Consider the following 26139-nt stretch of genomic DNA (forward strand, 5'->3'; position numbering starts at 1 on the left):
GCCGGGTCAGCCCAGTACCTCGTCCGCCGTGGCCCGGAACCGCTCGGCGGCCGCGGCGATCTCGTCGGGCCCGCTGAACACGGTGACGCCCGCGTCGGCGCCCAGGTACGTGTCGGACAGGCCCACGGTCAGGGCCACCGCGCGGCCCAGCACGTCGTCGGTGCGGGGCAGCGCGCCCGGCCGGAAGTCCTGCCGCCGCCACGCGGGTTCCCGGCGCCGGGACGGGCAGGACCGCGCGTCGCCGGCGGCCAGCGCACGCAGCTCGGGCAGCCCGCCGTAGTAGTGCTTGGGCGAGTGCAGCAGCGTCCTGGTGCCCAGCCGCTTCGCGACGGCCTCGGCCGCCGCCCGCTCCTCGAAGAGGTGGACCAGTACGGTCGCGCAGTCGCCCGCGGGGTCGTGCGCCGGACGGCGGGCCAGCCCGTCCCGCAGGGGGATGAGGGCGGCCAGTGCGTTCCGCTGGGCCCGGGTGCGGGCCAGTACGGTGTCCAGCCGGGCCAGTTGCGCGCGGGCGACGGCCGCGGTCAGCTCGGTCATCCGCAGGTTCAGGCCGAGCATCCGGTCCCCGGGCCCCTCCTCCAGTCGGTAGGGGAACCAGCCGTGGTCGTGGAAGCCGTAGGCCCGCTGGAAGGTGTCCTCGTCGGCGGCGAGCAGGAACCCACCGTCGCACGCCGTGATCACCTTGAACATGTTGAGCGAGAAGGCCGCGGCGTGGCCGAAGGAGCCCAGTGGCCGGCCGCGGTACGTCCCGCCGCAGGCCTGCGCCGCGTCCTCCAGCACCAGCAGCCCGTGCTCGTCCGCGATCTCCCGCAGCGCGGCCATGTCGCAGGGCGCGCCGAGCATGTGGATCGGCATCAGCGCCTTGGTGCGCGGCGTGATCCGGGCCCGGACGTCGGCGGGGTCCAGGGTCAGCGTCTCGTCGATCTCGGCGACGACGGGCGTGGCCCCGCTGTGCACGATGGCGGCGACCGAGGCGACGTAGAGGTAGCCGGGCACGATGACCTCGTCGCCGGGTCCGATGTCCAGCGCCGCCAACGCCGTGAGCAGCGCGGAGGTCCCGCTGTTGACGGACAGGCAGTGCGGGCTGCCCAGCCGGCGCGCCGCCTCCTGCTCGAACAGCCGCGGCTGGGTGACCTCGCCGAGCGGGTAGGAGTGCGCGGCGGTGGAGCGGGACCACGCGTTCAGCACCTGCTGGACGTTGGCGCGTTCCTCTTCCCCGAAGAAGGCATAGCCGGGACCGGGCATGGCGGGCTCCGTAAGGGGTCGGCGGGTGGGGACGGCCGCGCGGGCCGAGAGTCAGAAGACGACGGGGCAGTACGGCGCCGGGTCGTGGCGGAAGGCGACCGTGGCGGCGCGGACCGCGCCGGGGCGCAGCTCCGTCACCCGGCCGGCCAGCGCCAGTTGCGCGAACGAGCCGTCGCCCAGCAGCACGGCGCCCAGCTCCCGTGCCGTCAGCGCCAGGTCGGCGGCCGCGCGGGTACGGACGCAGTCGGCGCCCGCCGGGCCGGTGATGAGCCGCCAGCGCCCCTCGTTCCACGGGCAGAGCGGGTCGCTCACCTCCAGTACGAGCTCGGCCTCGGCGGCGTACCCGCGGCCGGCCAGCGCGCGGTCCACGTCGACGGCCCGGGCGTACAGCTGATCGCGCACGGTCGGCGCGGCGCTGCGCGGGTCGGCGAGCAGGGCCAGCACCGGGTCGTCGACCGGGCGCGCTTCGGCGACCACGGTGCCGCCGAGGTCGACGTCCAGCAGCGCTCGCCACAGGAAGGCGTAGGCGGCCGGGTCGGTCGCGCACAGCTCCCGGACGGAGACGGTGAACCGCGGGTAGGAGCGGGTCCAGCCGGCGGTGAGCCGGTAGAGGGCGTAGCCGCGTACGGCCGTGCCGTCGGTGGCCAGCATGCACAGCAGGCGTCCGGCGCCGCCCCGGTCGGCGGGCGGATCGGCGAGGGAGCGGCGCAGCCAGGCGCCTTCCCGGCGCAGCGTCCCGGGACGCTCGGCCAGGCCGGCGCGGCACACCGCGGCGACGGCGGCCTCGCTCTCGGCGGGCGAGGCGACCTCCAGGGTGAGCGGGGGGCCGTCGCCCGCGGGGATCTCGGTGAGCTCCCTGGCCTCGATGGGGATCGCCAGCGAGACGGCGTGGCTGGCCGCGCCGAAGCCGAAGCGGCCGTAGATGTCCGGCTCGGTGGAGTTGAGGACCGCGACCGGTTCGGCGCGCGTCGTGTGCAGGTCGGCGAGCGTCCGCCGGATCAGCTCGCGCATCAGGCCGCGCCGCCGGTGTGCGGGGGAGACGGCGATGTAGCCGAGCCCGAGGACGGGGCGCGGGCCGGTGCCGGGCAGCGTCATGTCCAGGGAGTAGCCGGCGAGCGTGGCGCAGGGCCGGCCCGCGGTGCAGGCGAGCAGCGAGCGTTTGGGCTCCAGCAGCTCGGCGGCGGTCGCGCGGTGTTCGGGCGAATGGTCGTACCCGCCGTAGGCCAGACTCACCACCTCGGTGAATTCGGACCAATCTTCAGGCGGGCGGAAGTCGTAATCCGGAGAAGGCGGTGAGGGGAAATGCATGGGCACCTCCGACCGTTTCCGGCTGCTGCCCGTACGGGCCGCGCTTCGGGAAAGGGATTCAGTCGGCGCAGGTGCCGGGCAGGCCGTACTGCCCGAAGTCGAGGTCTTTTCCGCCGGGGTGGAAGTCCGCCTTGCGGAAAGGACCGCCGCGAGGCCCGGATCGCGGTCTCCTGATGCGCCGATGAACCGATTCGGGGCCGCCAGAGGCTGTTAACCACAGTCTGGGGGCGACCGCCCGCTGTCAACCCCCATACCCCGGGGAGACCCGGTCAACGGCGCTTCCGGCCATTTCGGCGGCGCCCGGTACCATACGTTTCACTTCCGGCCATTTTCCGCCGAAATGCCGTGTGGACCGGGGAATCCGCCCAGACTCGGAGCAGCGGCCGCCAGGGCCGCCTGAGCTGTACATGACCTGAGAACGGGAGCCGATATGACCAACGGCAAGCTCGTTTCCGGAAGGACCGCGCCCGGCGAGGGATGGGTCGCCTATCCCGACCGCAACGGCGACGGCGTGTACATCGACGTCGACACCTCCGAAGGGGAATTCACCAGCACCCCCGCATACATCGCCGCCCTCACCGGTGACGACCGTATGTGGATGACCACGGGCGGCAATACCGTCTACGCCGCCACCCCGACCGGCTTCCGCGTCTACGTACGCCGGGTGGACCGGCAGGCGATCGACCCGGAGTACGCCGCCAAGAACGGCTGGCACATCGCCTGGATCGCGGCCGAGGCCTGAGCCGCCGGACGCCCCCGAGGGGCCGGTGTCGCCCGTTCGGCGCCGTGGCGGCGCGCCGCGGTTGACGGGCGGGCGCGGCCCGCACAACGTCGGGTGGTGAGCGAGCGCCCGTGACCGCGGGCGCTCGCTGCCGTGCACCGACGAGCCGAGGACGCCATGAACGACCGACCGAGCTTTGTCTACGTCACCTATATCGAGGGCACGCCGGAGAAGATCTGGTACGCGCTGACCGACGCCGAGCTGACGGCCGCGTACTGGGGCCACAGCAACGTCTCCGACTGGCAGGTCGGCTCTCCCTGGCAGCACCAGCGGACGGACGGCTCGGGCATCGCCGACGTCGTCGGGCTGGTCGTCGAGAGCGACCCGCCGCGGCGGCTGGTCACCACCTGGGCCCTGCCGGGTGAGGAGCCGGCCGGCGGCCCGTCCAAGGTCACCTTCGGCATCGAGCCGTACGGCGCCATCGTCCGGCTCACCGTGACCCACGAGAACCTCGCCGACGAGGCCGAGCGGGAAACGGCGGCCGGCGGCTGGGCCGCGGTGCTCTCCAACCTCAAGTCCCTTGTGGAGACGGGCAGTCCGCTACCGGAGGAGCCCTGGCGCATGCCCCTCGGCTGACCCGCCTCCCCGCCCGGCCAGGTGTATTCACCAAGCGTCTGTAATGATGGGGTAAAACGTAATGGCCAGGTAAAGGAGATCGCGTCAGGTCCGCGCCGCCGTCGGCGCACCCCGGCGCGGTGTCCGGGGAGGACACGATGGGGACGCGACGCACTTCGCTGCCGGGCGTCGGCACGCGGTACGACTTCACCACGCACGCCGGACAGCACCTCTCCGTGGTGGTGCACCACGACGGACGCCGCTTCATCGGCTTCTACTCCGCCGATGACCCCGATACCTGCCAGTCCTCGGTGCCACTGGAACGGGAGGAGGCGACGGCGCTCGCGCACCTGATAGACCCGGCCCCGCTGGACGCCGTCCGCACCGACGGCATCGACCTGGTCACCGAGCACATCCAGATCGGCAGCCGCTCCCCGTACGGCGGTCGGCTGCTCGGCGACACCAAGGCCCGCACCCGGACCGGCGCGTCCATCGTCGCCGTACTGCGCCGCACCAGCGCCCACCCGTCCCCGGGACCCGACTTCCGTTTCGCCATCGGCGACACCCTCGTCGCGGTCGGCACCCGTGAGGGCGTCGACGCCCTCGTCGCGATCATCGCCGGAGGCTGACATGCACGAGACCACCGCACTGCTCGTGGAGTTCGGCGCCGTCATCCTCGCCCTCGGCCTCCTCGGCCGGCTGGCCGGCCGGGTCGGACTCTCGCCGATACCCCTCTACCTCCTCGCCGGGCTCGCCTTCGGGCACGGGGGGCTGCTGCCGCTCAACGCCAGCGAGGAGTTCGTCGGCGTCGGCGCCGAGATCGGCGTCATCCTCCTGCTGCTCCTCCTCGGCCTCGAATACAGCGCCTCCGAGCTCGTCACCAGCCTGAAGACCCAGTACCCCTCGGGCGCCGTCGACTTCCTGCTGAACGCGATACCGGGCGCCGTCGCCGCGCTGCTGCTCGGCTGGGGCCCGGTCGCCGCCGTCGCGCTGGCCGGCGTCACCTGGATCTCGTCCTCCGGCGTCATCGCCAAGGTCCTCACCGACCTCGGCCGGCTCGGCAACCGCGAGACCCCCGTCATCCTCGGCGTCCTGGTCCTCGAAGACCTCTCCATGGCGGTCTACCTGCCGCTGCTCACCGCACTGCTGGCCGGCGTCGGACTCGCCGGCGGCAGCGTCACGCTCCTCATCGCGCTCGGCGCCGTCGGCCTCGTCCTCTACCTCGCGCTCCGGCACGGCCGCGTGATCAGCCGCTGGGTGTCCTCCGACAACCCGGAAATGCTGCTCCTCGTCGTCCTCGGCCTGACCGTGCTCGTCGCGGGCATCGCCCAGGAGCTCCAGGTCTCCGCCGCGGTCGGCGCGTTCCTCGTCGGCATCGCGCTGTCCGGCGAGGTCGCGGAGGGCGCGCGCAAGCTCCTCACGCCGCTGCGCGACCTCTTCGCCGCGATCTTCTTCGTCTTCTTCGGGCTGTCCACCGACCCCACGGCCATCCCGCCGGTGCTCCTGCCGGCGCTGCTGCTCGCCCTCGTGACGATGGTGACCAAGATCCTGACGGGCTGGTACGCGGCCCGCCGCGCCGGCATCGGACCCAACGGGCGGCTGCGGGCCGGCGGCGCGCTGGTGGCACGCGGCGAGTTCTCCATCGTCATCGCCGGGCTCACCACCGCCGTCGAGCCCCGGATCGGCCCGATCGCCACCGCGTACGTCCTGATCATGGTCATCCTCGGGCCGCTCACCGCGCGCTGGGCGGCCCCCGCCGTCCACCGCGCCCGCACCGGTCTCCTGCCGCTCTTCGGCATCACCTCCCGCAAGCCGGCGGCCTCCGCCGCCGAAGCCCCGGCGGGCGCCCCCGCCGAGGCCGCCACCGACGCCCCGGCAGCGGCGTCCGGTGCACCGGAGGAGGAACCCGCGACCCCCGCGCCCCGCGAGGACGCGCATGCCCTGCCGCCTCAGGGGTAACCGCACCGTCGGACCGGCCAACTCCGGCAGGTCCACCTGAGGCGAGGGGGCTTCATGGCGCGGTCACCCCGGCGCAAGAGCGCCACCAGGCTGACACTCCGGCGCTCCGGCGCCGCCAGGAAGAAGCAGAGCCGCGCGCCCACCACGGGCGGCGGAGCACCGCTCCCGCCGCCCGCCCGGGTGCTGGTGATGGTGGTGGCGTTCGCCGTCATGGTGGCGTTCGGCGCCGTGCTCGCCCGGCTGACCCTCCAGCCGTCGGCCGCCTCCGAAGCCCTCACCCACACCAACCTGCGGCCCGGCGACTCGCTCCGCGACTACCTCACGCAGCCCGCGTTCGTCGACACCGTCAAGCAGCTCGGCGGGAACATCGTCCTCGGTGTGCCCTTCGGGCTGCTGCTGCCGGTGGTGGCGCCGAAGACCCGCGGACCGCTGCGGGTGGTGCTGGTGACCGCGGCCGTGATGCTGCTGGTCGAGCTGGTGCAGGGCGCCCTGGTCACCGGGCGCGCCTTCGACATCGACGACGTCATCCTCAACACCACGGGCGCGCTGCTCGGTTACGTCCTGCTCGGCCGCCGGCTGGGCCGCGCCGTCCACCCCCGCCGCCGTCACTGGTGGCAGCGGCGTACCAGCGCGGCGTGACGCCGGCCTCCCTTGGCGGTACGGGCGGAGCAGAACTACGATGGTCCTCGTACATCGGAGAAGCCCCGTACGGGAGCGCCGACCGACAGGAGCCGTCCATGCCGCCCGTCGCCACGACCACGCCCACCGGGGGCGGCCCGCGTGTGCTGGCGCACCCGAGCCGCGACGCCATCCGGCTGGAGGACGTGCTGCACGCGCTCGCCGACCCCGTACGCCTCTCCATCGTGCGGGTGCTGGCCGACGCCGAGGGGGAGTGCTCCTGCTCGGTCTTCGACGCGCCCGTCAGCAAGTCCACGCTCACCCACCACTTCCGGGTGCTGCGCGAGCACGGTGTGATCACCCAGACCTACCGCGGCACGGCCAAGATGAACGCACTGCGCCGGGAAGACCTGGCGGACCTCTTCCCCGGCCTGCTCGACACCGTGCTGGCAGCGGCCCGGCGCCAGGAGGCGGCCGGCCTCAGCGCCGGCGCAGGTGCGGCCGCAGCAGGTGCGACCAGCCCGTCCTGAGGTCCGCGTACTCCTCCCGGGAGTACGCGGAGCGGGCCCGCGTCAGGTGCTTGCCGTCGACCAGCGCGGCCCACCGCTTCGGGGCCGCGCCGTAGAGGTAGGAGCGGTAGTTCGCGGCGCGCGCGGCGCTGGGGGAGTGCTCGTCGGAGAAGTCGACGCGGTCCGCCTCCTGACGCGCGTACAGGTCGTAGTTCTCCGCCGCGGCGAGCAGCGACCGCTGCCCCTTCCGGCCCTGCGGGATCAGGTGGTACGCGGCGAACTGGTCGGCCGCGTCCTCCTCGTGGCCCGTGAACGGCAGCCGCAGTTTGTCGATCAGCGCGTGCGCCGACTCGTGGTACAGCGTCTCGGACACCACGCCCGCCGTCCGCTCGCCCACCTTGCCGTACCCGGCGTCCCGGAACATGTCCCGGACCTCCGCCACGAACTCGTAGCAGACGTCGATCCGGCCCTTCTCCGGGTCGTACGCGATGTCACTGTTGCCGCACGAGCGACCGGTCATCCGGATCCTCGCCGGGACGTCCAGCTTGCCGTTGATCTTTTCCGACACCCGCTCCAGCAGGCGGTTCCGCTGGAGGAACGCCCGCTCGTCCGCGTCGCCGCGGCCGGGCTCCAGGTACTGCGGCACCAGACCGCGGGCGTGCCCGGCGACGGCCCGGTCGGAATCGGCCCAGCCGGGCGAGGCGGCGACCAGCGTGGCCGAGAGGCCCGTCAAGGCCGTCGTGGTCAGTACGGTCCGGCGGAGCGCCGCGCTCCGCCGGGACCGCGCCTTGGGCGCTGCGTGCTTTCCTGTCATGCCCGCCACCCTCGCCCTGCCAGGCCCGCCGGCGGATCCCCCGCCGGACTTCGGCACGCCCCGCCGAACGGCGGGGGGTGGACACCACCGATCTCGTCTTCAGGTGCCGCTCCGACGCCCCTTACCTGCCGTAACCTCGATCGCGGAGAGCGTCGTCGGAGCCGGCGGCGGGCAGCGCACAGCCGGAACGAGGAGCTCGGGTGATCCGTGTCGTGGTCGTGGACGACGAGGAGCTGGTCCGCTCCGGGCTGCGGCTGATCCTCGGGTCGGCGCCGGACATCGAGGTGGTCGCCGACTGCGGCGGCGGCGAGGCGCGGACCACCCTGCTGGCCCACCGCCCGGACGTGCTGCTGCTGGACATCCGCATGCCGGACGTGGACGGGCTGACCATCCTGCGCGGGCTGCGCGAGCTGCCGGACCCGCCGAAGACCGCCATGCTCACCACCTTCGACGGCGAGGAGTACCTCGGCGCCGCACTGCACGAGGGCGCCGCCGGCTTCCTCCTGAAGGACACCGCCCCGGAACAACTCGTGCACGCCGTACGCGTCCTGGCCGACGGCGGCCGGGTGCTCGCCCCCGGCGTCACCCCGGCCGTCATCGGCGGCTACCTCGGCGGCAAGCCGGACGCGGCCGCAGCGCGCAGCGTCGGCGGCCTCACCGACCGCGAACAGCAGGTGCTCGCGCTCGTCGGCGAGGGCCTGTCCAACGGTGAGATCGCGCTGCGCCTCCACCTCGCGCACGGCACGGTCAAGGACCACGTCAGCGCGCTGCTGGCGAAGCTCGGCGGCCTCAACCGCGTCCAGGCCGCGGTGATCGCGGACCGCGCCGGCCTCGTCGGGCCGGGGGGCCGGGACAGGGCGTACGGGGACGCACGGTCGTGACCAGCGGCGCGACCGCCGTCGCCCGACCGCGCCACCGCGCCGTACCGGCTCGGGCCTTCCTCGCCCAGGCGCTGCCCGTCGCCCTCGGCCTGCTGGACGCCTTCCTGGTCAACGGCGTCGAGCCGGGCCTCCCGCTGTGGTTCTCGCTCGCGTCGGCCCTCGTCCTGCTCGTCCGGCGCCGCTGCCCCGAAGCCGCCCTCGTGGTGTCGCTGCTGGGCATGTACATCGGATACATCTGGTTCGCCCCGATGATCGCGCTCTGCACGCTCGCCGCGCGCCGCGCCGGCACCGCCGTCGTGGTGGCGGGCGCCCTCGCCCTGACCCTCGCGCACTACCTGCCCTACCCGCTCGACGACTGGACCCCCACCGCCGGCCGGCAGAGCGTCCTGGACCTGCTGGACTCCTGCGTCCTCGGCGCCGGCGCCGCCGTGTTCGGCCGCTGGGCCCGGACGCGCGGCCAGCTGCGCGACCGCGTCCGCGACCTCACCGAGAGCCGCCACCGCGAGGCGGAGCTGCGCGCCGAACGGGCGGTCACCACCGAGCGCGCCCGGCTGGCCCGCGAGATGCACGACGTCGTCGCCCACCAGGTGAGCCTGATCAGCCTGCAGGCCGGCGCGCTCCAGGTGTCCTGCCGGGACGACGCCTCGCGGGAGCGCGCGGGCACCGTCCGCGACCTCGCCGTGAAGACCCTCGAAGAGCTGCGCCACATGGTCGGGGCGCTGCGCTCCGGCGGCGGACCGGGCGCCGGGCTCGCACCCCAGCCCCGCCTGGCCGACCTGCCCCGGCTCGCGGCGCAGAGCGGCCTGCGGGTGACCCTCGAACTCGACGGCGCGCTCGGCGACGGCCCCGAGGCACCCGCGCGCAGCTGGCCGGAAGCGGTCGAACGCGCCGCCTACCGCACCGTCCAGGAAGCGCTGACCAACGTCCGCAAGCACGCGCCCGGAGCCGAGGTGCGGGTCACCGCGGACGTACGGGACGCCGGCACGGCCGCGGAGCTGCTGACCGTGGACGTACGCAACGGCCCCGCCGACCCGGCCACCGCCCCCGAGCCGCCCGGCCACCCGCTCCCCGAAGGCGGCCACGGCCTGCTCGGCCTCCGCGAACGCGCCCTGCTCCTCGGCGGCACGTTCGCCGCCGTCCCGACGACCGACGGCGGCTTCCTGATCAGCGCGGGGTTCCCTACGGGGAGGCAGTAGGGGGTGAGGGTGAGGGTGATGGGGGGGGCGAGTGCGCTCCGCGGGCCGTGCTCACCGGCCCGATGGGGCCGCCCAGGTGGGCCGTGCTCACCGGCCCGGTGGGGCCGCCCAGCCGGCCTTCCGAAACCGCCTCACCGGAACCCCGCGGCCGTGCTCAGCGTCCCGCTCGCGCCGCCTCCAACAGGCCGTCCCAGTCCGGGATCTTGACCGTCGTACGGCCCAGCTCCTGGCCCAGCGCCGCCTCCGCCGCCTCGATGCCCAGCCAGCCCGGCCACGGCACCGGCCGCTGCCCCGCCTGCCGCAGCGCTGCCACCGGGTCCGCCGGCAGCTCCCGCCCCGCCAGCCCCGGCGCGTCGGCGAGCAGCGCGCCGGCGGTCTGCTTCGCGCACGGCCGGTTCGTCCCGATCACGCCGGTCGGCCCGCGCTTGATCCACCCGGCGACGTACTCACCCGGACACGGCGTGCCGTCCCGCAGCACCCGCCCCTCCACGTTCGGCACCGTCCCCGTCGCCGCGTCGAACGGCAGACCCGGCTGGGCCACGCCCCGGTACCCCACCGACCGCAGCACCAGCCCCGCCGCGATGTCCTCGTACTGCCCGGTGCCGCGCACCCCGCCTTGCCCGTCCGGCGCGGTCCGCTCGAACCGCACGGCGCGCACCCCGCCTTCCGCGTCCCCGAGCAGTTCGGCGGGGCGGAGGTAGAACCGCAGGTGGATGCGGCGCCGCGGGCCGTCCGACGGGGGCGCGGGCCGCTGCGACCACTCCCGCAGCACGTCGACGTTGCGGCGCACCACGGCCGGCAGCGCCCCCGGGTCGGCGCCGTACGCCGGGTCCATCGCCAGCTCGTCCGGGCGCACGACCACATCGGTGCCGGACAGGACGCCCAGCTCCCGCAGCTCCTTCGTGGTGAACTTCGCCTGGGTGGGGCCGCGCCGCCCCACCATCCAGACGTCGCGCACGCCGCTCCCGGCAAGCGTTTCGAGGGCGGGCTGCGGCACGTCCGTCGGCACCAGGTCGCCGGCCGCGCGGGCGAGGATCCGCGCGACGTCGACGGCGACGTTGCCCATGCCGATCACCACGGCGGACCGCCCGCCGAGCGCGAACGCACCGGCCGCCGCCGCGTCCGGATGCGCGCTGTACCAGGAGACGAACTCCGTGGCGGAGCGGCTGCCGGGCAGCTCCTCGCCCGGGATGCCGAGCCGCCGGTCGGTGGCGGCACCCACGCAGTAGACCACCGCGTGGAAGATGCGGCGCAGCTCGGCGTGGTCGAGCCCGCCCGTACCGACGTCCACGTGGCCGAGGAAATGGACACGTGGGTGCTCCAGCACGGTGCGGAGCGTGCCTTGCAAGGTCTTGATCTTCTCGTGGTCGGGTGCCACCCCGTACCGGACGAGTCCGTACGGGCATGGCAACCGGTCCAGGACGTACACCTCGACGTCCGGTACGGCCTGTTGCTGGACGAGAGCCTGAGCGGTGTAGACCCCGCTCGGTCCCGATCCGATCACTGCGACACGAAGCACTGGGAGGCCCCTTCCGCGGGATGCCTCCAGGATCGCACCGCCGTGCGGGGTAGGGGAGGGCGCCGCGCGGTTGTGCCCCCTGGTGTGGCGCAAAACCCCGCGGGAACGCACCGAAACACGTGCCTCGTCCCGTCCCGCCCGCCGCAGCGTCGGTTCTGATCCGTCTCCGCCGGTCCTGGTCCGTCTCCGACGGTCCGGGGCAGCCTCCGAGCGACGACCCCGCCGAGCGGCTCGCGTGGCGTCGGCTCACCGCACGGCACGGCGACCGGCTCGGCGAGATCATGGACGAGTACGGCTGGCCGACGGCGGCACGGGTCGGCGAGGAGGCCGCGCGCGGCCGGCCCGCGCGAGCTGGCCTTCCTGCGCGACCGCACGCTGGTCAACCAGGGCGACAAGCAGATCTACGGCACCCAGATCGCGGGGATCGAGGACGGAGCCCCGATGCCGTGGCCCTGCGAGGAGCCCGAGCGCGTGGACCAACTGCGCGCGGCGGTCGGCATCGAGCCCTTCCAGGAGTACGTGGCCCGGTTCGCACCCGGTGGCCGCTAGGGCGTCAGCTTGCGCATCCGGCCGATCTCCGCCGTCTGCTGGGCGATGACGTCGGTGGCCATCTCCTCCACCCGGACGTTGTTGCCGTCGGAGAGGGCGTCCGTCGCCATGGTCACCGCGCCCTGGTGGTGCGTGATCATCAGCGTGAGGAAGAGCTCGTCGAAGCCCTTGCCGCGGGCCGCGCGCAACTTGTCCAGCTGGGCCTCGGTCGCCATCCCCGGCATCGCGGCGGAACCCTCCCCGTGCTCCCCATGGCCCTTCGCTTCATCGTGCCCGCCATGCCCGTCGTGCTCTTCATGCCCCGCGTGTCCCTGCTGCTCGCGCGGTCCGCCGTGACTGTCCAGCCAGCCCTTCATCGCGTCGATCTCGGGCCGTTGCGCGGCGTCGATCCGGTCGGCGAGCCGCTTCACGGACGCCGCGGCGGCGTGCTTCTTCGCCAGCGCGGTCATCACCAGAGCCTGCTGGTGATGCTCGATCATCATCTGTACGTACGCGAAGTCGGCGGAGTTCGGGGAGTCGTCGTCGGTCTCCTTGCGGGCCTCGTCGGCGGAGAGGGTGCGCGCCGGTTCGCCGGGCTTCCCGGGAGCGATGACCCGCTGCCCGGCGTCACCGGCAGCCGCGTCCGCCGCACCGCCACCACCCGCCGAACACCCACCGGCCCCGAGAATTGCGACGGTTGCGGCCGCGACGATTGCGAGGGCGGCTCTCCTGGAACGCTGCACGGTGGAACTCCTGTTCTCGGCCGGACCGTTCACTGATCTCGCGGGCCCTGTGTGACATCTTCTTTACGGCCTATTGAGATGTACATGAGCAGCGCGATACTACCCAGGGTCAGCCTCGGGGCCAGAACAACCGTTCCCACCCCGAACGGACTCCAAGGGAGGACGCTGTGACGTCGTCGACGCACAGACCCACCGTACGAAGACCACTTCTGCCACGCCCCTTCGGCCGCCGCGGTCACCTCCGCGCGGCCGTCGCCGCGTGCGGCCTGGTCGCCTCGCTCTTCGCGGCCGGACCGGCCGCCGCGACCCCGGACCCGGGCGACACCCCGTCCGTGCACCGGGACGTGACCAGCGGCCAGCGGGCCGACACCAAGGAGGCCATGGAGAGCGGTGAGATACCCGGCGTGGACGAGATCGTCCACAGCGACAACGTCCGGCATCTCGCCAACCTCCCCAAGACCGCGCTCCAGAGCATCAACTCGGACCTCGCCTTCCACGGCAAGTACGCGTTCGCCGGCAACTACGACGGCTTCGCGATCTACGACATCTCCCGCCCCAGCGCGCCCCGCACCGTGAGCCAGGTCCTCTGCCCCGGTTCGCAGAACGACGTCTCCGTCTCCGGTGACCTGCTCTTCCTCTCCACCGACTCCTCGCGCAGCGACGACTCCTGCAGCAGTACCACGCAGCCCGCGACCGAGAAGTCCTCCTGGGAGGGCATGAAGATCTTCGACATCAGCGACAAGGAGAACCCCGAGTACGTCGCCGCCGTCGAGACCGCCTGCGGCTCGCACACCCACACCCTGGCCCCGGACCGCAAGAACGTCTACATCTACGTCTCCTCCTACTCACCCAGCGAGACGTTCCCCGACTGCCAACCGCCGCACGACGGCATCTCCGTCATCAAGGTGCCGCGCTCGGCGCCCGAGAAGGCCGCGGTCATCGACTTCCCCGTGCTCTTCCCCGACGGCGGCAACCCCGGCGGGCCGACCAACCCCGGGGTCACGAAGACCACGGGCTGCCACGACCTCACCACGTTCCCGAAGCTGAAGCTGGCGGCCGGTGCGTGCATGGGTGACGGCATCCTGCTGGACATCAAGAACCCGGCCGCGCCCAAGGTCATCGACCGCGTCCAGGACAACGTGAACTTCGCCTTCTGGCACTCCGCCACGTTCAACGAGAGCGGCAAGAAGGTCGTCTTCACCGACGAGCTGGGCGGTGGCGGCGCGGCCACCTGCAACGAGAAGATCGGCCCGACCCGCGGCGCGGACGGCATCTACGACATCGTCGGCAAGGGCGACCACCGCAAGCTGGTCTTCCGCAGCTACTACAAGATCCCGCGCCACCAGGCCGACACCGAGAACTGCGTCGCGCACAACGGCTCGCTCATCCCGGCCAAGGGTCGCGACATCATGGTCCAGGCGTGGTACCAGGGCGGCGTGTCCATCTGGGACTTCACCGACTCCACCGAGCCCAAGGAGATCGGCTACTTCGAGCGCGGTCCGCTCTCCGCCGACACCCTCGCGACCGGCGGCGCCTGGTCCGCGTACTACTACAACGGCCACATCTACTCGAACGACATCGCCAAGGGCTTCGACGTCCTGAAGATCGACGACCGTCGCACGGACAGCGCGCGCTCGGTCCGGCTGTCCGAACTGAACGTCCAGACGCAGCCCGACTACCGCTGACCCGCGGGTAGTTCCGGCTCCGGCGGGCGCCCCGGCTGCGCGGTCGACGGCGGGCCCGCCTGCACCGGCGGGCCCGCCCCCGGAACCGACACGCCCGCGGCCGGCGGCGACACCGCACCTCCCGGAACCGACACGCCCGCGGGCGGCGGCGACACCCCCTCCGGTGGCGTCCCGAGCCGCCAGTCCAGCCCGTACCGCTGGAACAGCTCGCCGCGCAGCCGGCCGACCGGCATCGGCGCACCCGGCAGCAGTACGGCGACCACCGCGCCCATCAACAGCGCACGCAGCAGCGGATAGTCGGTGTCCGGATCGGCCGATCCGTAACGGACGACCGTGTCCCGCAGCAACTGCGCGAGCCGCTGCTGCTCCGGACACTGGATGAAGCCCTCTGCGGTCAGGATCCCCGCCATGTGCATCCGCATCAGCGTGGGCTGATCCCGTGCCAGCCCCAGAATCACATCGATCGCCCGGGCGAGCAGCTCCCGCCCCGCGTCGGGCCCCTCCGGACACGGCTCCCGGGTCAGCCCCGCCTCCAGCGACAGATGCATCAGCCGGTGCACGGCGGACTGCAGCAACTGCCGCTTGCCGGGGAAGTAGTACGAGATCAGGCCACGTGCCGACCCGGCCCGGTCCGCGATGGCCCCCAGCGTCGTCGCCTCGTACCCCCGCTCGCCCACCAGCTCGACAGTCGCCTGCAGCAGCCGCTCCCGGGAACGCCGCCGCAATTCTTCGTTGACCGATGCGCTGCGGGGGGACATTCTGTAACTCCTGCGTTGACTGGCTCCGGGCCAATATACTCAGTACGTCTCCGGACGCCGACTCCCCCCGGAGCGGTATCCGGTCAAGCTGCCTGCTTCGGGCGACGCGGGGGATCGCCCGAAGCAGGCTCCGGCTTCTCCGGTCCGGTGGTCTGTGACCAGTATTTTCGCTGGTCAGGGCCACTTCACCTCGCGCAGCTCAAGGTGCAGGTGTGACCGTCCCCGGCCTTCTCCGTGCGTAGCCCCTTGTGGCTGAAGAACCTATGGAAGTGCCGAGCGGCAGAACATCCGGACTCAGAGGTCACCAGGCCAGTCGGCGTCCTCGCTCAGCAGGGCGCGGGCCAGGGACCGGTAGAAGAGGAGCATGCGGGACTCCTTGGGATTCGTCGGCGTGCGCCACCAGCAGGGTTACGAACAGCACACGCATGGCGGCGAGGCTGGGGACCCGGCCTCGACACGGCCTCGACTCCCGTTGTTACCCGCGCCGAGGTCAGCGGGCGGGCAGCCAGGCCTCGTCGTCGGTGGCGTGGGCCAGGACGCGCTGGAGGAGGCTGCGCAAGGTATCGGCCTCGTCCGGGGCGAGGTCGCCGAGCAGTTCCGCCTCCACCCGTTCCAGCGGCCCGTCGATGCGGCTCAGCAGGTAGTGGGCGGTGTCGGTGATCTCCAGTCGGCGCGAGCGGTCGTCCGCGCCCGGCAGCCGGCGCACATGGCCCGCCTCGGCGAGTTCGTTGACCAGCTGGTGCACCGACTGCCGGGCGATGCCGAGCTGACGGGCCAGGTCCGCCATGGTCAGCTCGGGTTCGAGCGAGAGCTGGGTGAGCAGGCCGTACTGGCGTACCGTCAGGTCGTATGCGGCCAGCCGCTCGTCCACCCGCCGCGTCGCGACCGTGCTCGCCACGGCTAAGAGGTAGGGAATGTGCGTCCTCAAGGCGGTGTCACCTCAACCGTCGGAACCCGTGATCTTCTCGCGCCGACCGTATGTCATGTGCTGCCGGCGTGGTGGGCGGTGGGCGGTCACCAGCCGTCCCGTCCGAAGGCCCGCCGACGCGGGTCCGGTCACGCCGGTTCGACGTCCGATCCGGTCACGTCCGGGTCCGGGTCGGCGGGCCTTCCCTTGAGTTCGTGGAATCCGGGGGCCCCGGCCACCAGCAGCGTCCCGTCCCACAGCCGCCCCGCTGCCTCCCCCTTCGGCACGCGGGAGATGACCGGCCCGAAGAAGGCCAGCGGGGGACGGTGCGGCTCCGCCGGATCCCCGACGGCCACCACCGGCGTTCCGGGCCGCGGGCCCAGGAGCCGTAGGGCCGCCGCGTGCGAGGCCCGCAGCTCCTCGTCGTAGGCGGTGGACGTACCGGCCGCCGCCAGCTCCGTCGGCAGGCCCGCGTGGGCCAGTGCCAGGGCCGGATCGTTGATCCACTTCCTGGCGTGCCCGCCGCCCCCGCCGGGGGAGTCGAGATCGGCCCACAGGGAGGCGTGGAAGCGGCCCAGGGCCTCCTGGCCGTGGTGGTGCCGGACAGCGGTGCCGATCCGCACGGGCACCATCAGGTACCCCTCGGGGTCGCCCTCCGGATCGTCGTCCCGGTCCTCGTTGAGGAGGGCCAGGCTCATCAGGTGCCAGCGCGGCTCCAGGGGGCGGACCGCGGCGGCTTCCCGCAGCCAGCGGGCGGTCAGCCAGGTGTACGGGCAGGAGGGGTCGAACCAGACGTCCACGGTGCGGGGTTCGGGACGCGGGACGGTCCGGAGGTCTTCGGCGGTCACGGTGCGGTGCTCCTTCGCGTACGCAGTCGGACGGCGTCGGGTGGCGGTGGCAGCGGGCGGTGCGGCGGCCGGCGCGTCACGCGGAGGCGTTGCGCATGCCCCGGATGCCCGCGAAGACCCCCAGTACCGCGACGGCCGTCGCCGCGAGGACCCCGTACAGCACGCCCGTCTCGGCGAACCGGCCGTCGAACAGGGCGCGTTCGGCCTCGACCACGTAGGTTGCGGGGTTGCTCCGGCTCAGGACGTAGAGCCAGGTGGGGGCCGAGGCCTGGGTGATGGGCAGCAGGACGCCGGAGAGCAGTAGGAGGGGGAAGAAAATCATCTGCTGCACTCCGTAGAACAGGGTCTGCTGCTTGCGGGAGTGGAGCGCCAGGGTGAAGGAGAGCGTGCCGATCCCGATCCCGAAGACGGTCAGCAGCGCCAGGCCCGCCAGTGCGCCGAGTGGCCGGAGCCGGAAGTCGGTCGGCAGCAGCAGGGCGAGGATCAGCAGGGCCTGCGTCAGCAGGATCACGACCTCCTTGAGCGCCCGCCCCACGAGCATCGCGGCCCGGTTGAGCGGGGTCACGAGCATCCGCTCGAAGGCCCCCGAGGACATCTCGTTGAGGAGGGAGGCCCCGGCCCCGGCGGTGGCGGACAGCGCCAGTAGGACGAGCGTGCCCGGCACGAACCACTGCCAGGGGGAGCCCGTGTCCGTACCCCCGCCCGCGGGGCTCATGCCCGAGAGCAGGGGAGCGAACAGGGCGAGGAAGAGGCAGGGCAGCAGCATGGTGAAGAGGAGGCCGGCCGGCTGGCGCAGTTCGGGCCCCAGCTCGCGGGCGAACGCGGTGCGGGTGTCGTTGAGCACCTTCATGGTCAGGCTCCGCCGCGCGTGGTGGTCGGTGCGTCGGCGCTCTCCCGCAGGGTGCGGCCGGTCAGGCTGAGGAAGACGTCGTCGAGGGTGGGACGGCTGAGCCGGGCGGTGCGCACCCGCACGCCGACTGCCTCCAAGTTGCGCAGCAGGGCCGGGAGTTGGGTGTCTCCGTGAAGGGTGCGCACCCGCACCTCCGTGTCTTCGGCGGTCACTTCGTGGACGGTGGGCAGGGCGCGGGCGAGCTCGGCCGCCCGCTCGGTGTCGGCGCGGTCGGCGGTCCCCAGGGTGATGCGGTCGCCGGCCAGATCGGCCTTGAGCTTCTCCGGCGGATCGTCAGCGATCACTCGGCCGTGATCGACCACCATCACTCGGCGGGCCCGGAGATCCGCCTCCTCCAGATAGTGGGTGGTGAAGACGATCGTGGCGCCGAACTCCTTGTGCAGCCGCAGCACGTGCTCCCAGATGTGGGCGCGGCTGTGCGGGTCGAGCCCGGTGGTGGGCTCGTCGAGGAAGAGCAGTTCCGGCTCGTGGACCAGGGCCATGGCGATGTCCAGGCGGCGGCGCTGGCCGCCCGAGAGGGTGCCCACCGTCCGCTTGGCCAGGCCGTCGAGTTCGAGCGCCGTCAGCAGGCGCTCCGCCCGGGCGCGGGCCTTCGCGCGGCTCAGGCCGTACGCGCGGCCCTGAGCGATCAGCTCGTCGCTGGCCCGGAAGTTGCTGCCGGCGCTGTTGCCCTGACCGAGACAACCGATGCGGTTGCGGACGCCCGAGGGGTCGGTCAGCACGTCGTGACCGGCGACGACGGCGGTGCCCGAGGTCGGCGGGAGCAGGGTGGTCAGCATCCGCAAGGTGGTGGACTTCCCCGCGCCGTTCGGGCCGAGGAAGGCGACCACGGAGCCGGCTTCGATGTCGAGGTCGAGGCCGCGCACGGCCTCGACGGTCTCTCCTTTGACGCGGAAGCTGCGGGTGAGCCCGCGGGTGTGAATCATGGGTTCTCCCGTACGGGGGTCATGGGGGCGAGCCGGCCCCGCCCGGACCGGCCGGCTCGGTTCCGGGGCAGGGCGAGGGAAAGCCAGAGGCTCTGGGCTCTTGACTTCTTCGAGCTTAGAAGCGCCAATGACGTCACTGTCAGCACTCCTGACGGTCTCGATCCGCTCTTCGAACCGCCTCCGCGCCCCGCTCGACCCGGGCCGCCGGGGCTTCGCCGTCGACTCACATCCCCAAGATCTAGCCGCGGCGTCGGCGGGGCCGAACAAGATGAATTGCGTTACTGCTCACCAACTTCCGCTCCTGCGGGCGAGCTTGGCCGTGCGGGAACTCAGTGCTCCGGCATCGGGGCCGCGCTGCTCGGTGCCTTTTTCGCAGCACCTCTGGCGAGGAGGCCGATGGTGGGGCTGCTCGTCGACGGCGGAACGGGGCCCGGCACCGTGCCGCTTGTGCCGGCCGCCGAGGCCGACGAGGGGCAGCGGCGCCGGGGCGGATCCGGGCGCTCACAGGGTGTCGGCGGGTTGGCCGGGGGATTGGTTGGCCGGGCGCTGCGACCTCGTGGTGGAAACAGTTAATCGCGGTTCTGTTAATCATTGCTGCGTTCGTTGAGCTTGTCATGACCGTGCCGGCTGGGGAGTATCCCTTCCGGATGCGGCCCCGTTTCCTCTGCCGCCATCCGCCCTTCCCCCACCGGCCGCTCATCGCGGCTGTCCGGAAATGGAGACAAGGTGCTTCGTCTACGCGCAATCATGGCATCGGGCGCCGCAACGGCGGCTCTCGTCATGGCCGGCGGTGTCGTCCCGGCGCACGGTGCCCCCGCGACGGGCCTTGCCGGCCCTGCCGGCCCCGGCGGGCACTACCAGCAGCAGATGGTGCAGGCCCTTGCCGATTCACTCGGTATCAGCGATGCGGCCGCGGTGCGGCGGCTGGACTCGCAGGCCGGCCAGCAGAAGACACTGAGAACGTTGCGGTCCTCGGGGGTCGACCCGCGCGGAGCCTTCTTCGACAGCCGCGGCAAGCTGACGGTGAACGTCGACGACGCACGGACGGCCCGGCACGTCGAGGCCGCCGGGCTCAAGGCGCGCATAGCCCGGCACTCCGCCGGGGAGCTGAACGACATCAAAGCGGAGTTGGACAGGACGGCCGGGCGCAGCGTGCCCACCGGCGTGCAGGGCTGGGGCGTGGACCCGGCCTCCGACAAGGTCGTCATCCAGGTGCGTGACAGATCGACGGCCGCCGACCAGGCATTCCTTGCGAAAGCAGCGTCCTACGGTTCGGCGGTCACCGTGCAGCGCAACGACGACAAGGCGGTCACGATGGCCGGCACGATCTACCCCGGCAGCCGGATGGACTACGGCAACCACTACTGCTCGGTCGGCTTCGGCGCCCGTGACTCCTCGGGCAAGCAGGTACTGGTCACCGCGGGCCACTGCGTCGAGAACCTGCCGGATCTCTACTACGACGGCAGCCACTTCGCCAAGGGCACCTCGACCCGCTTCCGGCACGGTCGGGACAGCATCGACATGGGGCTGGCCTCGGTCGACTCCGGCACCACCATCGCCGCTCAGGTCGGCACCTGGGGCAACGGCGGCAACGTCGCCGTCCAGGGCAGCCAGCGGGCACCGGTCGGCTCGGACGTCTGCAAGTCGGGTGCCACCTCGCACTGGACCTGCGGCTCCATCAAGTCCTACAACTACTCGGTCACCTACAGCGACCCGGGCCAGCCGGACACCCTCGTGACCAACCTGGGCCTGAGCAACACCTGCGACCTCGGCGGGGACAGCGGCGGCGCCTGGGTGTCCGGCAACCAGGGCCAGGGCATGACCTCCGGCGGCCGCACCGACAACTCGTGCAACGGCGTCTACGGCCAGGGCACCTCCTACTTCCAGCCCCTGGACGACGCGCTGAAGTACTACGGGCTGCGCCTCAACACGGCCTGACCCCACCTTCCCCCGCCCTCACACGCCTCGGCGCGATGACCACCCCACGCAGTCGCGCCGGGCCGGTGGAGAGACAACCCGGTAGCATCCCGCCGGTGATCCACCACGGCGGGACCGCCGGCCCGACAAGCGCGGCGGTCCCGCCGGACCCCTCTCGCCCCGCCGACCCGACCGGAAGCACTTCCCATGGACCAGCCAGGTCAAGGACGCCCGGAAGCAGGCCACCCCGGCAGTGCGGATGAGCACGGCACGGCGGCCGGGGCCACGTTCGGTGCGGCGTTCCACCAGGCACTCAAGGCCAGCGGTCTGTCGCTGCAGCGCCTGCACCATCACCTCGCACAGCGCGGCGTATCGATCAGCCCGGTGACGCTGAGCCATTGGCAGCGCGGACGGAGCCAGCCCGAGCGCCAGGAGTCACTCCGCGCGGTGGCCGAGATCGAGACCATCCTCGGCATGCGGCGGGGAGCACTGCAGAGCCTGCTGAGCCACCGCCGCCCGCGCGGCAGGGCCACGGCCAAAGGAACGGAGATGTCCGAGGCCCTGTCGCGCGTCGTCACTCCCGGCGCACCGCTGGCACGCGCTCTCGGCCCCGATGTCTACCGGTTCAATGAAGACCTCGTCACCCTGTCGGTCCAGGAGAAGCTGCACATCGACGAGTACGGATGCATCGCGCGGTACACCGTCAGCCACGTCGTACGTGCCACCTGCGACGGGGTGCGGCACCTCACCGCGCACCACAACCTGGACGACCCCGACACCCCCTCCGTGCAGGTGACCGTCCATTGCGGGCGCCTGGAGGCACTCCACTTCCGCCAGGAGGTGAGATCCGCGGTCTTCGACATCGGATTCGGACGCGCCCTCGGTCGCGGCGACACCGCCATCGTCGAGTACACCCTCGACGTCGGACCGCGGTGGAAGCCCTCGAACCATCACGAACGCACTCTGCCCATTCCGGTACGGCAGTACCTCCTGCACATCTTCTTCCACGCCAGGCACGTCCCCTCGGCCGTGTACGGCTACTACCGGCACAGCTCGGAAGCGGCGCGAGAGGGTGTCCGTCCGCTCTCCCTGGACGCCTCGCACAGCGTGCACCTGCTGCCCGCGAAGTGCACTGCCGGCATCTACGGCATCTCGTGGGAGAGGTATCCGGCCTCGGGCACGCCGCCGAGTACTCCCTGACCTCGGGGCGGAGCGCTCGCCGGTGTGGCGGGGAACTTCCCGGGCGAGCGGGGGAACCGTACGGTTCCCGGTCGGCGTGACGTGACTCAGTACCCGTACTGATAGCGAGGAGCGACCAGCCATGGCGGTCTCGGCCGGATTGCATGTCAGCCCGGAATGTCCCGCGCTGCTCGAGCGCATCGACGCACTCGGCGAGGTCATCGATGCGCGTGCGGATGCGGCCGAGGAACTCGGCAGGCTCACCGAGGACACCGCGCGGGCGTTGCTGGACGCCGGGGTCGTCCGGGCCGCGCTGCCGTTGAACCTCGGCGGTGACGAGTTCTCCCCGCGCCAGGTGATCGAGACGGTCGAGCGGGTCAGCTACCACGATGCCGCGGCCGGTTGGACGATGATGGCGCTGCAGTTGATGACCGGCACCACCGCGGCCTATCTCGGTGCCGTCGCGGCGGCCGACCTGTTCCCGGACGTCGCGGGCGGCGATCACGCGTTGCTGTCCGGGCACGGCACCCGGCCGGGCCGCGCCGTTCCGGTGCCCGGCGGCTACCTGGTGAGCGGCTCGTGGCAGTTCGCCTCCGGCATGGCGCACGCCACCCACATCCACAGTGCGATCCAGGTCGAGGGCACCGGGGAGTTGCGGGTGCTGGCGATGCCGAAATCGCAGGTGGAACTCGTCGACAACTGGGATGTGCTCGGGCTGCGCGCGACGCACAGCATCGATTACCACTGCGCCGATGTGTACGTTCCGGCGACGCACACCTACGTCGCCACCACCACGACCCCGGCCAACGGTGGCGCGATCTACCGCATCGGCCTGGTCAACATGGCCGCGGTCGGGCACACCGGCTGGGCGTTGGGTGTCGGGCGGCGCCTGCTCGACGAGCTGAAGGCGGTCGCCGCGGCCAAGTCCGGTACGCGTAACGCCGCCGTCGACACCGCGCAGTTCCACGCGGAGTACGCGACCGCCGAAGCCAAGCTCCGTGCGGCGCGGGCGTGGGCGATGGAGGTGTGGCGGGACATCGAAGTAACACTGGACGCGGGCGAGTTGCTGAGCACCGAGCAGGACACGCTGCTCAGGCTCGCGCTCAACCACGCGACGTGGACGGCGCAGGACGTGGGCCGGACGGTGCACCGCTGGGCGGGCACGACGGCGATCCGGCGCGGGCCGATCGACCGGTTCCTGCGTGACCTGAACACGGGTACCCAGCACGTCACCTCGAGCCCGACGGTCCTGCAGAACTGCGGGAAGTGGCTCAGTGGTGCACAGCCCCACGCGCACTGGGAGTTCCTCGACCTGGCGCCGTGATCAGGCCCGTCTCCGAGCGGCAACGCCCTCGCCGACCGGTGCGCGTCCGGTCTCCAGGCTCGCCAGGGACGAGACTCCCGTGTACACACGCCTTCCCCGGTGCACCACCTCCAGCCGGGCGGTGCCGGCCAGGTGCTGGACCGAGTGGCCGAAGCGGTGGGGGGTGAGGGACGGCACGGGAAGCCGCAACCCCGGAGCGTCCGCGCGGTGTCCCACCAGCGCGATGCGGTGGTGCGCGGCGGCGGCCGTGATACGCCAGGCCCCGCCCTCCACGCCGCCCCGGACGATCGCGCGGGGCGGGAACATCCTGAGTCGCCGACCAGCCAGTTCGACCACCAGACCGCTGACACGGCTGCTCAGCCGTCCGCGTCCCAGCAGCCCGCCGGCGAACGCGACCGCGACGCCGGGGCGGTCGAACGCATGGGCCTGCCCCCACCACCACAGAGCGGGGAAGCCGCGGCCCCAGGACTTCTCGGCGTAGACCTCACAACCCGTCAGGTCCCAGTCCTGACCGCCCACACTGGCCATTCCCTCGACCCGACCGCTGAGCAGATACGGATGCCAGTAGTGGTTGAGCCCGGGTACCAGCGAGAACACGCCCCCGCCGGGGACGGCGGTGCGCCGGGCCGGCGCGGTGGTGATCGCTGCCGCCACCCGGCCGTCCCCCGTCTCCACCTGCAGTGTGCCGTCCGCGAAGGACAAGGCACCCGGTACCCGAAGTCGGTGTCCGTCTGGGTCGTCCCAAGCGCCGTCGGCACTCACCGTACGCACCAGGCCGCCCGGGCTCGTGGCGATGACGACGGCACCCCAGGGCCGCCCCGGGTGGTGGTTGACGCCGGAGGCGACCAGGAGCACGCGCCCGCGCCGTGGGTCGGTGAACCGCCACAGATAGCCCTCCATCAACGCCTGGTGCGAGCGCAGCGGGTCCCCCCAGGGCAGGTCCGCTCCCGTCCGTCGCCACCAGCCGCAGCGCGCCATCAGTGCTTCCTCGTGAGGACGGTACGCGCCAGCCACCACGCGAAGGCGGCCGTGGCCGCGGCGGCGACGGCGCACCAGGCCGGCGGGATCGGACGTCCCGCCAGCGCCATGTCGGCGAGCAGCGCCAGCATGGTGGCGCACGTGGTCAGCGGCAGCTGCACCGAGGCCCAGAAGGTGACCAGGTTCGCCTTGCGGGGGTCCCGCATGGCGTCCGTGAACAGGCTGCGGATCACATAGCCACCCACCGGCGCGGCTACCGACTGGGCCACCGCCACTGCGGGGGGCAGTGCACCGGCCCACGCCAGCGCCGCCACGGATGCGTACACGGCGCCTTGGCCCACGGCGTAGCAGTGGCGTAGCCGACGCGGACCCAACACGGTGGCCAGGGTGGTCTTGCCGGCCCGCCGGTCTCCGTCGATGTCCGCGAGGTTCATGATCAGACAGCGCAGCGCCTGCAGGGCGCAGACGAGGGCGATGCACCACCACAGCAGCGGCGGTTGCCCACCGCCCTGGAGCCGGGCGGCCAGCAGCGGGCCCATGCCGTACAGCACGGTCGCGCAGGTCACCTCGCCCAGTGCGTGGTAGTTCAGGCGCAGTGGCGGTGCGGTGTAGAACCAGGCGAGCGTGGTCAGTGCCAGGGCGAGTGTCCGGTCCGCCGGATCGGGCATCACCGCGATCAGGGCGAGGCCGGTGAACAGTGCGACGAACGCCGCTGACAGGCTCACCGAAGGGCGGAGCAGCCCCTCCACGAGGACCCTGCTGCCGCCGGTCCAGGCGGTGGGGGACCGGTTCGCGCGGTCCGCTTCCAGGTCGAAGTAGTCGTTGCAGAAGTGCGTCATCAGGTGGGTGGTCCAGGCGAACGCCAGCGTCAGGGCGTACCAGCCGAGCGAGACAGCGCCGGTGGTGTGGACGGCGAGGGCCACCCCGAAGCTGGTGACCAGCATGCTCTGGAAGAGGAACTTGATCCGGGCGAGCCGGAGGAAGGCGCCCACCGCGCCGTGGGGCGGGACCGCAGCGGCCGCCGGTGCGAGGCGCATCAGGGTTCCTTCGTGGCCACGATGATGCCGTGCGGGGTCCAGCCCGGTACGGGGATCCGCCGGATCGCACCGAACCCCGCTTCCCTGAGGCACTTCTCGTGCAGCCGCCAGGGGTAGATCATGCCGCCCTCGGCCGGCAGAGCGGCGAAATACACGCTGTCCAGCGCGGCGACCAGCGGACCGTCCCCGTAGTCGTGCGACATGGAGTTGAAGATGACGACGCGGCCGCCGGGGCGCAGTGCGGTACGGGCCTTGCGCAGCAGCGCGGTGTTCTCCTCGGGCGTCCAGATGACCAGTTGGTGGGCGAAGAGCACGACGTCCATGCCGGCCGGGAAGTCCTCGGAGAACATGTCGCAGGGTGCGACCGTGACGCGGTCGCCGAGCGCGGCCTCGGCGATCCTGGCCTCGGTCAGCGGGGCGGATGCGGGGATCTCCAGCACGGTGACGTGGAGTTGGGGGTGGGCCCGGGCGAGCAGGACGGCGTTCACCGCGTCCCCGCCGCCGCAGTCGAGCAGCTGCTCGGCCCGGCTCAGGTCCAGCGCGTCGACGAGGTGGGCGTTGGCCAGCTCGGACCACGAGCGCATGTAGCGGTAGAAGACCGCCTCCAGCGACGGGTGGGCGCTGAACCGGTGGTAGAGGTCCGGGTGGGTCCCTGGGATGCGGCGTAGGCCCGCGTTCGTGTTGGTCCGCAGCGACTCGGTGAAGTCGGCTTGGCCCGGGTACACGATGTGCTGTTCGAAGGCGACGGTGTCCTTGATCTTCTGCCAGGCGCCGTCCCGGTCCAGGGCGTCGATCAGCTCAGCGCGTCGGTAGCGTGTGCCGTCCTTGACCGTCAGCCCCAGGGTGGTGCAGCCCAACAGCAGGATGTCCGCCGCCCGTTCCGCCAGTCCGAGTCGTGCGCGGATTTCCTCGGCCGGCAGCGGCCCGTGCTCGTGGAGGAGTTCCAACAGGCCGAGTTCGCAGGCGGCGTTGAGGTATTGGAACGCTGCGGCGCCGAAGAGAATGAGGGAGAGGCGG

At 72.3% G+C, this 26139-nt stretch carries 25 protein-coding genes and 1 pseudogene; 13 read left to right on the forward strand and 13 right to left on the reverse strand.

Annotated features, from left to right (window positions below; all coding sequences use genetic code 11):
- Positions 1 to 6: 6 nt before the first annotated feature.
- On the reverse strand, positions 7 to 1242 hold the full coding sequence (locus IF20_RS07150; RefSeq protein ID WP_052864157.1) for a DegT/DnrJ/EryC1/StrS family aminotransferase: 1236 nt from the start codon (positions 1240 to 1242) through the stop codon (positions 7 to 9).
- A 51-nt stretch (positions 1243 to 1293) separates the two neighbouring features.
- Entirely contained in the window at positions 1294 to 2550 is a 1257-nt protein-coding gene (locus IF20_RS07155; RefSeq protein WP_110943914.1) for a GNAT family N-acetyltransferase, read from the reverse strand.
- A 430-nt stretch (positions 2551 to 2980) separates the two neighbouring features.
- Here IF20_RS07155 and IF20_RS07160 point away from each other — a divergent pair, with 430 nt between their 5' ends.
- The 6 genes from IF20_RS07160 (at position 2981) to IF20_RS07185 (ending at position 6993) form a co-directional block, all read left to right on the forward strand.
- Positions 2981 to 3292: a hypothetical protein gene (locus tag IF20_RS07160; protein WP_052864159.1), complete on the forward strand. Its 312-nt coding sequence runs from the start codon at positions 2981 to 2983 to the stop codon at positions 3290 to 3292.
- A gap of 156 nt (positions 3293 to 3448) precedes the next feature.
- Entirely contained in the window at positions 3449 to 3907 is a 459-nt protein-coding gene (locus IF20_RS07165) for an SRPBCC family protein (protein ID WP_052864160.1), read from the forward strand.
- A 137-nt stretch (positions 3908 to 4044) separates the two neighbouring features.
- A complete protein-coding gene (locus tag IF20_RS07170; protein WP_052864161.1) occupies positions 4045 to 4515 on the forward strand; it encodes a cation:proton antiporter regulatory subunit in 471 nt (156 codons plus the stop codon).
- 1 nt (position 4516) lies between these two features.
- Positions 4517 to 5845 (forward strand): cation:proton antiporter, encoded by a 1329-nt coding sequence (locus IF20_RS07175; protein WP_110943915.1) that lies wholly within the window; start codon positions 4517 to 4519, stop codon positions 5843 to 5845.
- A 54-nt stretch (positions 5846 to 5899) separates the two neighbouring features.
- On the forward strand, positions 5900 to 6484 hold the full coding sequence (locus IF20_RS07180) for a VanZ family protein (protein ID WP_234426551.1): 585 nt from the start codon (positions 5900 to 5902) through the stop codon (positions 6482 to 6484).
- 98 nt (positions 6485 to 6582) lie between these two features.
- The gene (locus IF20_RS07185) at positions 6583 to 6993 is read left to right on the forward strand and encodes an ArsR/SmtB family transcription factor (protein WP_052864162.1); all 411 of its coding nucleotides are present in this window, start codon (positions 6583 to 6585) and stop codon (positions 6991 to 6993) included.
- Here IF20_RS07185 and IF20_RS07190 read toward each other — a convergent pair.
- A complete protein-coding gene (locus IF20_RS07190; RefSeq protein WP_052864163.1) occupies positions 6944 to 7786 on the reverse strand; it encodes a DUF4344 domain-containing metallopeptidase in 843 nt (280 codons plus the stop codon). The two genes, IF20_RS07185 and IF20_RS07190, sit on opposite strands and share 50 nt — an antisense overlap.
- 200 nt (positions 7787 to 7986) lie before the next feature.
- Between IF20_RS07190 and IF20_RS07195 the strand changes: the two genes are divergently transcribed.
- Both IF20_RS07195 and IF20_RS07200 read left to right on the forward strand, forming a co-directional pair.
- Complete coding sequence (locus tag IF20_RS07195; RefSeq protein ID WP_052864164.1) at positions 7987 to 8667, forward strand: response regulator; 681 nt, start codon at positions 7987 to 7989, stop codon at positions 8665 to 8667.
- Positions 8664 to 9863, forward strand: a complete 1200-nt coding sequence (locus IF20_RS07200) for a sensor histidine kinase (RefSeq protein ID WP_052864165.1) — start codon at positions 8664 to 8666, stop codon at positions 9861 to 9863. Before IF20_RS07195 ends, IF20_RS07200 begins: the two co-directional genes overlap by 4 nt.
- A gap of 154 nt (positions 9864 to 10017) precedes the next feature.
- On the opposite strand, the gene IF20_RS07205 is transcribed toward IF20_RS07200, so the two are convergent.
- The gene (locus IF20_RS07205; protein ID WP_052864166.1) at positions 10018 to 11382 is read right to left on the reverse strand and encodes an FAD-dependent oxidoreductase; all 1365 of its coding nucleotides are present in this window, start codon (positions 11380 to 11382) and stop codon (positions 10018 to 10020) included.
- 155 nt (positions 11383 to 11537) lie between these two features.
- Here IF20_RS07205 and IF20_RS37485 point away from each other — a divergent pair.
- Positions 11538 to 11931 (forward strand): annotated as a pseudogene (locus tag IF20_RS37485) (DUF6624 domain-containing protein).
- Here IF20_RS37485 and IF20_RS07210 read toward each other — a convergent pair.
- A complete protein-coding gene (locus tag IF20_RS07210; protein WP_052864167.1) occupies positions 11928 to 12653 on the reverse strand; it encodes a DUF305 domain-containing protein in 726 nt (241 codons plus the stop codon). The pseudogene IF20_RS37485 and the gene IF20_RS07210 sit on opposite strands and share 4 nt — an antisense overlap.
- A 209-nt stretch (positions 12654 to 12862) precedes the next feature.
- On the opposite strand from IF20_RS07210, the gene IF20_RS07215 reads away from it, so the two are divergent.
- Complete coding sequence (locus tag IF20_RS07215) at positions 12863 to 14338, forward strand: LVIVD repeat-containing protein (protein WP_052864447.1); 1476 nt, start codon at positions 12863 to 12865, stop codon at positions 14336 to 14338.
- Here the strand turns inward: IF20_RS07215 and IF20_RS07220 are convergent.
- From IF20_RS07220 to IF20_RS07240, 5 genes are all read right to left on the reverse strand, one after another.
- Positions 14329 to 15096 carry a TetR/AcrR family transcriptional regulator gene (locus IF20_RS07220; RefSeq protein WP_110943916.1) on the reverse strand — a complete coding sequence of 256 codons (768 nt, stop codon included), beginning with the start codon at positions 15094 to 15096 and terminating at the stop codon, positions 14329 to 14331. The two genes, IF20_RS07215 and IF20_RS07220, sit on opposite strands and share 10 nt — an antisense overlap.
- Before the next feature lie 490 nt (positions 15097 to 15586).
- Positions 15587 to 15994, reverse strand: coding sequence for a MarR family winged helix-turn-helix transcriptional regulator (locus tag IF20_RS07225; protein ID WP_234426552.1), 408 nt, complete (start codon positions 15992 to 15994; stop codon positions 15587 to 15589).
- A 158-nt stretch (positions 15995 to 16152) separates the two neighbouring features.
- A complete protein-coding gene (locus tag IF20_RS07230; protein WP_052864169.1) occupies positions 16153 to 16851 on the reverse strand; it encodes a DsbA family protein in 699 nt (232 codons plus the stop codon).
- A 76-nt stretch (positions 16852 to 16927) separates the two neighbouring features.
- Positions 16928 to 17701, reverse strand: coding sequence for an ABC transporter permease (locus tag IF20_RS07235; protein WP_052864170.1), 774 nt, complete (start codon positions 17699 to 17701; stop codon positions 16928 to 16930).
- Between the two features lie 2 nt (positions 17702 to 17703).
- Positions 17704 to 18687, reverse strand: coding sequence for an ATP-binding cassette domain-containing protein (locus IF20_RS07240; RefSeq protein ID WP_052864171.1), 984 nt, complete (start codon positions 18685 to 18687; stop codon positions 17704 to 17706).
- A gap of 747 nt (positions 18688 to 19434) precedes the next feature.
- Here IF20_RS07240 and IF20_RS07245 point away from each other — a divergent pair.
- From IF20_RS07245 to IF20_RS07255, 3 genes are all read left to right on the forward strand, one after another.
- Entirely contained in the window at positions 19435 to 20625 is a 1191-nt protein-coding gene (locus tag IF20_RS07245; protein WP_052864172.1) for a S1 family peptidase, read from the forward strand.
- 186 nt (positions 20626 to 20811) lie between these two features.
- The gene (locus tag IF20_RS07250; RefSeq protein WP_234426553.1) at positions 20812 to 21804 is read left to right on the forward strand and encodes a hypothetical protein; all 993 of its coding nucleotides are present in this window, start codon (positions 20812 to 20814) and stop codon (positions 21802 to 21804) included.
- Between the two features lie 121 nt (positions 21805 to 21925).
- The gene (locus tag IF20_RS07255) at positions 21926 to 23107 is read left to right on the forward strand and encodes an acyl-CoA dehydrogenase family protein (RefSeq protein ID WP_052864173.1); all 1182 of its coding nucleotides are present in this window, start codon (positions 21926 to 21928) and stop codon (positions 23105 to 23107) included.
- On the opposite strand, the gene IF20_RS07260 is transcribed toward IF20_RS07255, so the two are convergent.
- Genes IF20_RS07260 through IF20_RS07270 form a run of 3 tightly spaced genes read right to left on the reverse strand, consistent with a single transcriptional unit; the run spans position 23108 to position 26126 of the window.
- Positions 23108 to 24085 (reverse strand): tocopherol cyclase family protein, encoded by a 978-nt coding sequence (locus IF20_RS07260; protein WP_052864174.1) that lies wholly within the window; start codon positions 24083 to 24085, stop codon positions 23108 to 23110.
- Positions 24085 to 25122 (reverse strand): prenyltransferase, encoded by a 1038-nt coding sequence (locus IF20_RS07265; protein WP_052864175.1) that lies wholly within the window; start codon positions 25120 to 25122, stop codon positions 24085 to 24087. The genes IF20_RS07260 and IF20_RS07265 overlap by 1 nt, the downstream gene beginning before the upstream one ends.
- Entirely contained in the window at positions 25122 to 26126 is a 1005-nt protein-coding gene (locus IF20_RS07270) for a methyltransferase (protein ID WP_407702469.1), read from the reverse strand. Before IF20_RS07270 ends, IF20_RS07265 begins: the two co-directional genes overlap by 1 nt.
- Positions 26127 to 26139 lie beyond the last annotated feature (13 nt).

The sequence above is a fragment of the Streptomyces niger genome (assembly GCF_000718305.1).
Taxonomy (GTDB): Bacteria; Actinomycetota; Actinomycetes; order Streptomycetales; family Streptomycetaceae; genus Streptomyces; species Streptomyces niger.

What these genes read in the sequence shown, in the direction of transcription:
- IF20_RS07245 (WP_052864172.1), top strand. Translation starts at nt 19,435, where the DNA reads ATGGCATCGGGCGCCGCAACGGCGGCTCTCGTCATGGCCGGCGGTGTC.
- IF20_RS07175 (WP_110943915.1), top strand. Translation starts at nt 4,517, where the DNA reads ATGCACGAGACCACCGCACTGCTCGTGGAGTTCGGCGCCGTCATCCTC.
- IF20_RS07150 (WP_052864157.1), bottom strand. Translation starts at nt 1,242, where the DNA reads ATGCCCGGTCCCGGCTATGCCTTCTTCGGGGAAGAGGAACGCGCCAAC.
- IF20_RS07265 (WP_052864175.1), bottom strand. Translation starts at nt 25,122, where the DNA reads ATGCGCCTCGCACCGGCGGCCGCTGCGGTCCCGCCCCACGGCGCGGTG.
- IF20_RS07240 (WP_052864171.1), bottom strand. Translation starts at nt 18,687, where the DNA reads ATGATTCACACCCGCGGGCTCACCCGCAGCTTCCGCGTCAAAGGAGAG.
- IF20_RS07235 (WP_052864170.1), bottom strand. Translation starts at nt 17,701, where the DNA reads ATGAAGGTGCTCAACGACACCCGCACCGCGTTCGCCCGCGAGCTGGGG.
- IF20_RS07165 (WP_052864160.1), top strand. Translation starts at nt 3,449, where the DNA reads ATGAACGACCGACCGAGCTTTGTCTACGTCACCTATATCGAGGGCACG.
- IF20_RS07180 (WP_234426551.1), top strand. Translation starts at nt 5,900, where the DNA reads ATGGCGCGGTCACCCCGGCGCAAGAGCGCCACCAGGCTGACACTCCGG.
- IF20_RS07220 (WP_110943916.1), bottom strand. Translation starts at nt 15,096, where the DNA reads ATGTCCCCCCGCAGCGCATCGGTCAACGAAGAATTGCGGCGGCGTTCC.
- IF20_RS07185 (WP_052864162.1), top strand. Translation starts at nt 6,583, where the DNA reads ATGCCGCCCGTCGCCACGACCACGCCCACCGGGGGCGGCCCGCGTGTG.
- IF20_RS07170 (WP_052864161.1), top strand. Translation starts at nt 4,045, where the DNA reads ATGGGGACGCGACGCACTTCGCTGCCGGGCGTCGGCACGCGGTACGAC.
- IF20_RS07190 (WP_052864163.1), bottom strand. Translation starts at nt 7,786, where the DNA reads ATGACAGGAAAGCACGCAGCGCCCAAGGCGCGGTCCCGGCGGAGCGCG.
- IF20_RS07255 (WP_052864173.1), top strand. Translation starts at nt 21,926, where the DNA reads ATGGCGGTCTCGGCCGGATTGCATGTCAGCCCGGAATGTCCCGCGCTG.
- IF20_RS07155 (WP_110943914.1), bottom strand. Translation starts at nt 2,550, where the DNA reads ATGCATTTCCCCTCACCGCCTTCTCCGGATTACGACTTCCGCCCGCCT.
- IF20_RS07260 (WP_052864174.1), bottom strand. Translation starts at nt 24,085, where the DNA reads ATGGCGCGCTGCGGCTGGTGGCGACGGACGGGAGCGGACCTGCCCTGG.
- IF20_RS07160 (WP_052864159.1), top strand. Translation starts at nt 2,981, where the DNA reads ATGACCAACGGCAAGCTCGTTTCCGGAAGGACCGCGCCCGGCGAGGGA.
- IF20_RS07250 (WP_234426553.1), top strand. Translation starts at nt 20,812, where the DNA reads ATGGACCAGCCAGGTCAAGGACGCCCGGAAGCAGGCCACCCCGGCAGT.